General features: G+C 73.1%; 7 protein-coding genes and 1 pseudogene. 4 read left to right on the plus strand and 4 right to left on the minus strand.

Annotation, left to right across the window (positions count from 1 at the left end; translation table 11 throughout):
* The 4 genes and pseudogenes from ABZ371_RS24450 to ABZ371_RS24465 all read right to left on the minus strand — a co-directional run.
* Window positions 1–169: pseudogene (locus ABZ371_RS24450) on the minus strand (sugar kinase); the annotation flags it as partial.
* Complete coding sequence (locus ABZ371_RS24455; protein ID WP_358683277.1) at window positions 166–1,116, minus strand: pseudouridine-5'-phosphate glycosidase; 951 nt, start codon at window positions 1,114–1,116, stop codon at window positions 166–168. The gene ABZ371_RS24455 and the pseudogene ABZ371_RS24450, both read right to left, overlap by 4 nt.
* A gap of 397 nt (window positions 1,117–1,513) precedes the next feature.
* Complete coding sequence (locus ABZ371_RS24460) at window positions 1,514–2,059, minus strand: methylated-DNA--[protein]-cysteine S-methyltransferase (RefSeq protein WP_358683279.1); 546 nt, start codon at window positions 2,057–2,059, stop codon at window positions 1,514–1,516.
* An 81-nt stretch (window positions 2,060–2,140) separates the two neighbouring features.
* Entirely contained in the window at window positions 2,141–3,034 is an 894-nt protein-coding gene (locus tag ABZ371_RS24465) for a glycerophosphodiester phosphodiesterase family protein (protein ID WP_358683281.1), read from the minus strand.
* 212 nt (window positions 3,035–3,246) lie between these two features.
* Here ABZ371_RS24465 and ABZ371_RS24470 point away from each other — a divergent pair, with 212 nt between their 5' ends.
* From ABZ371_RS24470 to ABZ371_RS24485, 4 genes are all read left to right on the plus strand, one after another.
* On the plus strand, window positions 3,247–4,125 hold the full coding sequence (locus ABZ371_RS24470; RefSeq protein ID WP_358683283.1) for an MHYT domain-containing protein: 879 nt from the start codon (window positions 3,247–3,249) through the stop codon (window positions 4,123–4,125).
* A gap of 209 nt (window positions 4,126–4,334) precedes the next feature.
* Entirely contained in the window at window positions 4,335–6,458 is a 2,124-nt protein-coding gene (uvrB, locus tag ABZ371_RS24475) for an excinuclease ABC subunit UvrB (protein ID WP_358683285.1), read from the plus strand.
* A gap of 131 nt (window positions 6,459–6,589) precedes the next feature.
* Window positions 6,590–7,168, plus strand: coding sequence for a TerD family protein (locus ABZ371_RS24480; RefSeq protein WP_358683287.1), 579 nt, complete (start codon window positions 6,590–6,592; stop codon window positions 7,166–7,168).
* 155 nt (window positions 7,169–7,323) lie between these two features.
* The coding region (locus ABZ371_RS24485) for a TerD family protein (RefSeq protein WP_358683289.1) at window positions 7,324–8,795 on the plus strand (1,472 nt) is incomplete at its 3' end.

Consider the following 8,795-nt stretch of genomic DNA (forward strand, 5'->3'; position numbering starts at 1 on the left):
CGTCACGGCACCCCGAACGGGCGGCCCAGCAGGCGACGTTGGCGCCCGCTCCGCCCGGCAGCGTCCTGATGCGCGCCGGCGTGTCCGTGCCGTGGGCCGGTGCGCGGCCGTGGCGTACGACGACGTCGGTGACCACCTCGCCGACGACGAGCAGGGCGCCCCCGCTCACCGGACGGCGGCCGAGGCGATCAGGGCGGCGAGACGGACGTTGCCGCGTACGGCCGCCAGGTTGGCCTCCAGGGACGCCCCGCCGGTCTCCCGCGTCAGATACGCCAGGAGGAACGGCGTGACCGCCTGCCCCACGATGCCGCGCTCCCGGCATTCCTCCAGGGCCCGGGCGAGCACCCGGTCGTGCACGGCGGGGTCGAGCTGCCGGTCCTCGGGCACGGGGTTGGCGACGATCAGGGCAGCGGGCGGGCCGCCCAGCGCCGCCCGGGCCCGCATCACGTCCGCCACTTCCTCCGGCGTGCCGACGGTCCAGTCGACGGGTTCGCCCGAGCCGCGCAGGTAGAAGCCGGGGAACTCCTTCGTGCGGTAGCCGAGGACACCGACACCGAGTGTTTCGAGGCGTTGCAGTGTGGCCGGCACGTCCAGGATCGACTTCACGCCGGCGCACACCACCGTGATGCCGGTCCGGGCGAGCAGGCGGAGGTCCGCGGACTCGTCCTGGGTGGCGGTCCATTCCCGGTGTACGCCGCCGAGGCCCCCCGTCGCGAAGACACGCAGGCCCGCCCGGGCCGCCAGGAACGCCGTCGCTGAGACGGTCGTCGCTCCGCTCGCCCCCAGCGCGAGCGCCGGCGCGAGGTCACGGTGGCCCAGCTTCCGCATCGCCGGATCGTTCGCGACGCGTTCCACCTGCGCGTCCGTCAGGCCGACGTGGGCCCTGCCGTCCAGTACGGCGATCGTGGCGGGCACGGCACCCGCCGTGCGCACGAGCTCCTCGAGTTCGCGGGCCACCGCCAGGTTGCGGGGGCGGGGCAGGCCGTGCGAGATGATCGTCGACTCCAGGGCGACGACGGGCCGGTTCCCCTCCAGTGCCTCCCTGACCTCGCCGGTGAGCACGGGGGCGTGAGGGCCGGTGCCCCGAGGGCCGGGTGCCGATGGGTTCGATGGCATGCCCCATCTCTGTCGCGGGCGGGGCGGCCGCAAACCCGGACGGGTGAATCGGGCCGGCGGGTCAGGCTTTCCCGGACGCGCCGGGCGTCCGGCCGCCCGGCACGGCGCGAGGGCCGCCATCATGAGCGGCAGGCAGGCGGCGACCGCGTTCGGCCGGCCGTCACCGGACCGGGAGACGATCACGCCGGGGACCGCGCCCCTGACGCCCGCCGCCGCGTTCGTCGTCAGGTCGTGCCGGACGCACGCCCCACGCCCCGGGAGGACGGCGACGGCGGGGGCCCCTCCCGGACGCCGCCGGGAGCCGGCGCGGCGGGTGCCGGGTGCCGGGGAAACCGGCAGGCGGGCGGCCCGGGGCCGCGGGCGGGCGTGGGGCCGGCCGGGACCGGGCGGACGCGGCCTAGAACAGGGGCTGGGGGAGTATCCCCTCCAGCGCCAGCAGTCGCCGCTTCGTCTCCGCTCCGCCACCGAACCCGCCCAGCCCGCCGCCGCTCTCCACCACCCGGTGGCACGGCACCACCACGGGGAGGGGGTTGGATCCCATGGCGGCGCCCACGGCCTGGGCGGCCCCCGGCTGTCCCACCCGGCCCGCCAGGGTCCCGTACCCCACGACCGTCCCGTACGGCACACCGGCCGCCAGTTCCTTCAGCACCTCGCGGTTGAAGCCGGAGGACAGGGACCAGTCAAGGTCCACCGAGAACTCCCGCAGCCCGCCCGCGAAGTACGCCGTGAGCTGGCGCACCGGCTCCGCGAACCGGGCGGATCCGGGTGCCCGCACGGGCTCGGCGCCGAGCCGGGCCCGCAGCCGGGCCAGTGCCTGGTCACGGACGGCGGGACGCGCGTGGAAGGCCACGTGCACCAGGCCGGTGGCGGTCGCGGCGAGCAGGAGCGGCCCGATACCGCTCTCCACGACACACCACTGCACGCCCCGCTCGTCGCCGTCCATGCGACCACCGTACGGCCGGGCACCGACAGCGGTGCCCGGGGACGGTTTCTCCGGCGGCGCCCCGAGGCCGGCGGCGGGCTGTCAGCGGGTGGCGTCCCGGACGACGTCGGGGTTGTTGGTGATGATGCCGTCGACACCGAGGGCGGCGACCTCCGCCGCCCGCACGGCGTCGTTGACCGTCCAGGTGTTCACCCGGAGCCGCTTTCCGTGGGCGCCCTTCAGCTTCTGCACCGAGGCGACGTAGTCGGCGTCGATCGTCGTGTGCGACGGGTTGATCTGGTCGGTGAACGCCGCGTACGCGGGCAGATCGGACACCGCTGGGGTCCCGAGGAAGCCCGTCACGACGTCCGGGCGCCGCGCGTGGACGGTTTTCACACTGTCTGCACCGAAGCTCTGGACGACCAGCCGGTTCCTCACGTGGGAGCGGTCCAGCCACCCCTCCTGGCGCAGGACCCGCAGGGTCTCCTCCTCGATCCCCGGGTAGGTCTCCGGGCTCTTGATCTCCAGCAGCAGCTTCTGGTGATTGCGCTCGACGCGCCGCAGGTACTGGGTGAGCGTCGGCACCCGGGCCCCCGCGTAGCGGGCGCCGAACCAGCTGCCCGCGTCGAGCTTCGCGATCTCGGCCGCGGTGAAGTCCTTGACCGCCCAGGGGGCGCGGCCCGGGAAGACCTCCTCGGCGTCCGTGGTCCGCTTCAGGCTCGTGTCGTGCACCACGACCAGCACGCCGTCCCTCGTGAGCTGCACGTCGTTCTCCACCCAGGTGATGCCCAGGCCGTCGGCCGCGTCGACGGCCGCCAGGGTGTTCTCCGGGGCGTAGGCGGACGCCCCGCGGTGGGCGAAGACCACCGGGGCGGAACGGGTGGCGGAGACCGCCGAGGGGGTGACGGACGCCCCCGTCGGGGCGGTGGGCAGCAGGAGGCAGCCGCCGAACAGGACGGCGACGGCGGTGGAGGTGGTTGCTGTACGTACGAACACGTGTACTCCTCGCGTCGGGTGACGGACACGCAGACGGTCGCAGCCGGTCACCAACGGACGACGGGGCGGAGGTGGCCACGATGTGAACGAAATGTCGGGTACCCGATTACCCGGCAGTACGTGAAGGCTAAGATGCCGCTCTTATGTTTGCCTGCCGGGCTTTGCCCTTTAGGGTCACCCCGAACCCGGGCTTCCGCGAAGGGCGTACCAGAATGCAGGGCACAGTTGACGGATTCGGCTACGGCTTCGTGACTCCGGTCGTGGCTTTCCTCTTGGCATGGCTGGGGGCGGCCCTGGGGCTGCGCTGCACCACGCGGTCGCTCCACGCGCGCCGCTCCCGCAGAGCGGGCTGGCTGGCCCTCGCCGCGACCTCCATCGGCTCCGGGATCTGGACGATGCACTTCGTCGCGATGCTGGGCTTCACGGTCGAGGAGGCGGCGGTGACCTACGACAGACCGCTGACCTTCGCCAGCCTCGCCGTCGCGGTCGTCATGGTCGGCGTCGGCATCTTCCTCGTCGGCTACCGGGGCGCGACCCCCATGGCGCTGGTCACCGGCGGAACCATCACCGGGCTCGGCGTCGCGTCGATGCACTACCTCGGCATGGCCGGCATGCAGTTCGACGGGCAGTTCGCCTACGACACGCTCACCGTCTCGCTCTCCGTCGTCATCGCGGTGGTGGCCTCGACCGCCTCCCTGTGGGCGGCGGTGTCCATCCGCGGCCTCCTGCCCAGCCTGGGCGCCGGTGTCGTCATGGGTGTGGCGGTCAGCGGCATGCACTACACGGGGATGGCCGCCCTCCAGGTGCACCTGCACCCCGGCGCCGCGACCGGTACGACCGGTGACACCCCCACCTCGCTGCTCCTCCCGATGATGATCGGCCCGGGCTGCTTCCTCCTGCTCGCCGGGGTGGTCCTGGTGTTCGACCCGCTGGTCGTGACGGACGGCCCCGACGGCCCCGAGGGCCGCGCCCGTCCGTCCGGACGCGGTCTCCCGGCCGGTGGCCAGGTCACCGCCATCCCCGTCCAGCGGCGGCACACGTCCTCCGCGGGGACGGCCCGCAGGGAGGTCCGGCAGCCGCGGGACCGCTGATCCGGCGCCGCCGGACACCGAGGGGGCTTCCGGCCGAGCTCCTGCCGGGCTCGTGCCCCACCGGCCCGGAGCCGTGGGGGACGGGACCCGGCAGCCGGACGGCCCGGTCGCGGGACAGCCCCGGCAGGGGGTGCCGGCCGGCGACAGGGCCACGGTCACCGGAGCCCGCCGCGGGCACCGATGTCAGTGGGGGGTCGTACGGTGGTTGCATGCGGCCCGTTTCGAAGATCGAACGTTCTGTGGCGCCTTTCGAGGTCGTCAGTCCCTACCAGCCCAGCGGCGACCAGCCCGCGGCCATCGCCGAGCTGGACCGGCGCGTCCGCGCCGGCGAGAAGGACGTCGTCCTGCTCGGCGCGACCGGCACGGGCAAGTCGGCGACGACGGCCTGGATGATCGAGAAGCTGCAGCGCCCCACCCTGGTGATGGCGCCGAACAAGACGCTCGCGGCCCAGCTGGCCAACGAGTTCCGCGAGCTCCTGCCGAACAACGCCGTCGAGTACTTCGTCTCGTACTACGACTACTACCAGCCCGAGGCGTACGTCCCGCAGTCGGACACCTACATCGAGAAGGACTCCTCGATCAACGAGGAGGTCGAGCGGCTGCGGCACTCCGCCACCAACTCGCTGCTCACCCGCCGCGACGTCGTGGTGGTCGCCTCCGTCTCCTGCATCTACGGCCTCGGTACGCCCCAGGAGTACGTGGACCGGATGGTCCAGCTCAAGGTCGGCGACGAGGTCGACCGCGACCAGTTGCTGCGCCGCTTCGTCGAGATCCAGTACACCCGCAACGACCTCGCGTTCACCCGGGGCACCTTCCGGGTCCGCGGCGACACGATCGAGATCTTCCCGGTCTACGAGGAGCTCGCCGTCCGCATCGAGATGTTCGGTGACGAGATCGAGGCGCTCTCCACCCTGCACCCCCTCACCGGCGAGGTCATCAGCGAGGACCGCTCGCTCCACGTCTTCCCCGCCAGCCACTACGTGGCGGGCCCGGAGCGCATGGAGAAGGCGGTCACCGGCATCGAGCAGGAGCTGGAGCAGCGCCTCGCCGAGCTGGAGAAGCAGGGCAAGATGCTCGAGGCCCAGCGACTGCGCATGCGCACCACGTACGACATCGAGATGCTCCGCCAGATCGGCACCTGCTCCGGCGTGGAGAACTACTCGATGCACTTCGACGGCCGCGCGCCCGGCACCGCGCCCAACACCCTCCTCGACTACTTCCCCGAGGACTTCCTCCTCGTCCTGGACGAGTCGCACGTGACGGTGCCGCAGATCGGCGCGATGTACGAGGGCGACGCCTCACGCAAGCGCACCCTCGTCGACCACGGCTTCCGGCTGCCCTCCGCCCTGGACAACCGTCCCCTGAAGTGGGAGGAGTTCCTCGGCCGGATCAACCAGACCGTCTACCTCTCCGCCACGCCGGGCAAGTACGAGCTCTCCCGTGGCGACGGCTTCGTGGAACAGATCATCCGGCCCACCGGGCTCGTGGACCCGGAGGTCGTCGTCAAGCCCACCGAGGGCCAGATCGACGACCTGGTGCACGAGATCCGCCGGCGGACCGAGCGGGACGAGCGGGTCCTGGTGACCACCCTCACGAAGAAGATGTCCGAGGACCTCACGGACTACTTCCTCGAGCTCGGCATCCAGGTGCGCTACCTCCACAGCGACGTCGACACCCTGCGCCGCATCGAGCTGCTGCGCGAACTGCGTTCGGGCGAGTACGACGTCCTCGTCGGCATCAACCTGCTGCGCGAGGGCCTCGACCTGCCGGAGGTGTCGCTGGTGGCCATCCTGGACGCCGACAAGCAGGGCTTCCTGCGGTCGGGCACCTCTCTGATCCAGACGATCGGCCGCGCCGCCCGCAATGTCTCGGGGCAGGTCCACATGTACGCGGACAAGATCACCCCGGCGATGGCGCAGGCCATCGACGAGACCAACCGCCGCCGTGAGAAGCAGATCGCCTACAACACCGAGCGCGGGGTCGACCCGCAGCCCCTGCGCAAGAAGATCAACGACATCGTGGCCTCCATCGCCCGCGAGGAGGTGGACACCGAGCAGCTGCTCGGCACCGGCTACCGCCAGGCGAAGAACACCAAGGCTCCGGTGCCCGCCCTCGGCGGGCAGGCCACGGCGCCCGGCGGGAAGTCCAAGGCGGCCGGCGCGGTCGTCACGGACCGGCCCGCCGCGGAGCTCGCCGGGATCATCGAGGAGATGACGGACCGGATGCGGGCGGCCGCCGCGGATCTGCAGTTCGAGGTGGCGGCCCGGCTCCGTGACGAGGTGGGCGAGCTGAAGAAGGAGCTGCGACAGATGCGGGAGGCGGGGCTGGCCTGACCCGTGGGGCCCGCAGTGTTGCAGGACCGACACAAAAACGGTCCACCACTGCTTGCGGCCCCCGCGGACTGCGTAGGGTGCGGGGAAACCGCACAGGATGGCTGCGGGGCAAAGCGGAGAGGGGACAGCGCGTGACGGTCAACATGACCAAGGGTCAGGCCATCAGCCTGCAGAAGAGCGACGGGGGGACCCTGACCGCCGTACGGATGGGGCTCGGCTGGCAGGCGGCCCCGCGCCGCGGGTTGTTCGGTTCGCGTACGAGGGAGATCGACCTGGACGCCTCGGCGGTCCTCTTCGCCGACAAGCAGCCCGTGGACGTCGTGTTCTTCCGCCACCTCGTCAGTGACGACGGTTCGGTCAAGCACACGGGCGACAACCTCGTCGGCGGCGCCGGCTCGGGCGGCGACGACGAGGCGATCCTGGTCGACCTCCAGCGGGTCCCGGTCCACATCGACCAGATCGTCTTCACGGTGAACTCGTTCACCGGCCAGACGTTCCAGGAGGTGCGACACGCCTTCTGCCGCATCGTCGACGAGACCAACGGCCAGGAGCTCGCCCGCTACACGCTCGACGGGGGCGGCCAGTACACGGCGCAGATCATGGCGAAGGTGCACCGCGCGGGCAACGGCTGGCAGATGACGGCCCTCGGCAACCCGGCCAACGGCCGGACCTTCCAGGACCTGATGCCGGCGATCCTGCCGCACCTGTAGGCGCCCTCGCAGGCACCCGAGGAGACCCACGGGACCCAGGTCCGCCCGGACGGGGCCGGGTCCGCACGTCCGTTACGAGCAGCTCCCGGAGGCATCCGCCGCCGGGAGCTGCGCCCATGGCAGGGCACCACACCGCACGTCGAGGGGACAGGGCAATGACGGCCGAGCTGGTCCGGGGGCAGAACCACACCTTGCCCCAGACCCGACTGGAGATCAGGGTGTCGGCGGGCTCGCCCGTCGTGGCGGGGGCCACGCTGGCGGACGAGCACGGCACGGTGCGCGGCGCCGAGTGGATCGCCCATCCCGGGGCGCACCGGCTGCCCGGCCTGGAGGTGTCCCGGCAGGCCGCGGCCGGCCACCGGCTGGCCGTGGACCTAGACGCCCTGCCCGCCGCCGTGCACCGCGTCACGGTGCTGCTGGCCCTGCCCACCGGTCCCGGACGGCCCGCCACGTTCGGCACCGTCGCGGCGCCGTTCGTCGCCGTCACCGGACTCGACGGCACCGAGATCGCGACGTTCACCCTCACGGGCCTGGACACGGAGTCAGCCGTGACGGCCCTGGAGCTCTACCGCCGGCAAGGTGCCTGGAAGGTCCGCGCCGTCGGCCAGGGATATGCCGCCGGGCTCGCCCAGATGCTCGCCGACCAGGGAGTCTCCCGGGCCGCGGAGCTGGCCGGGGCGATACAGGAGGCGGTCGCCGCCGGGCTCGCCCGTTCCGTGGCACCCCCGCCCCGCACCCCGGACGTCGCGCCCCCGCCCCGCACCCCGGACGAGGAGCGGGTGCCTCACACCGGTTCCGGCCCGTCGGCGGGCGCCGGTCGGCCGCCCGTGCCTCCCACCTCCTCGCCGGTCACCGAACCGCTCACCGAACCGGCCCCCGCGGCACGGGCCGACCTCACGCCGGGCGGTCCCATCGACTACGCGCACCCCCGCCGCCAGACCTCCCCCCCGCCTCCGCCGCCCCCGACCGCCCCGGCCGCGGCCCCGGGGCAGCCCGCGCCGCCCGTCGCCGGCGACGCCACCGGCTGGTCCATGGACGAGCGCCTGTACAACCAGATCTGGGGCATGTTCGAGGACCTGGCCCGCGCCGTCGCCGCCTACCGCAGCGCCGCCGACTTCGCCGAGTCCCGGATGGACCAGGAGCTGGACCGGACGCTCTCCGACCCGCGGAGCCGCATCGGCGGCACGGGCGACCGGGCCCGGGAGGACGCCCGGGCCCGCCGCGACGAGCTGACCGCCCGGGCGCGCGAGGCCCTCGACCGCGACCTCGCCCAGCTGGCCGCGGAGTCCGCCGTGGTGGAGCCGGCGCTGCCCGCCGCGTACGCGGGCTGGGACAACCCCGTCTGGCACGCCTACCGCGTGCCGATGGAGAGCCCCATGGCCCTGCGCCTCGGCGACCTCCACCTGCCGGAGGGCGCGGACCTGCGCATCCCGCTCCTGGTCCGGCTCCCGCTGGAGCGCGGGCTCTGGATCGACAGCGGGCGCGCGGCGGGAGAGGCCGCCGCGGTGGCGGACGGCGGCCAGGTGCGCCGGCTCGCCATGGAGACGGCGGTCGCCGTGGCGGCACGGCTGCTGGCGGTCCATCCCGCCGGCGACTTCTCGGTGCACGTCGTCGACCCCGCGGGGTG

The organism is Streptomyces sp. NPDC005899 (assembly GCF_040629645.1).
GTDB lineage: Bacteria > Actinomycetota > Actinomycetes > Streptomycetales > Streptomycetaceae > Streptomyces.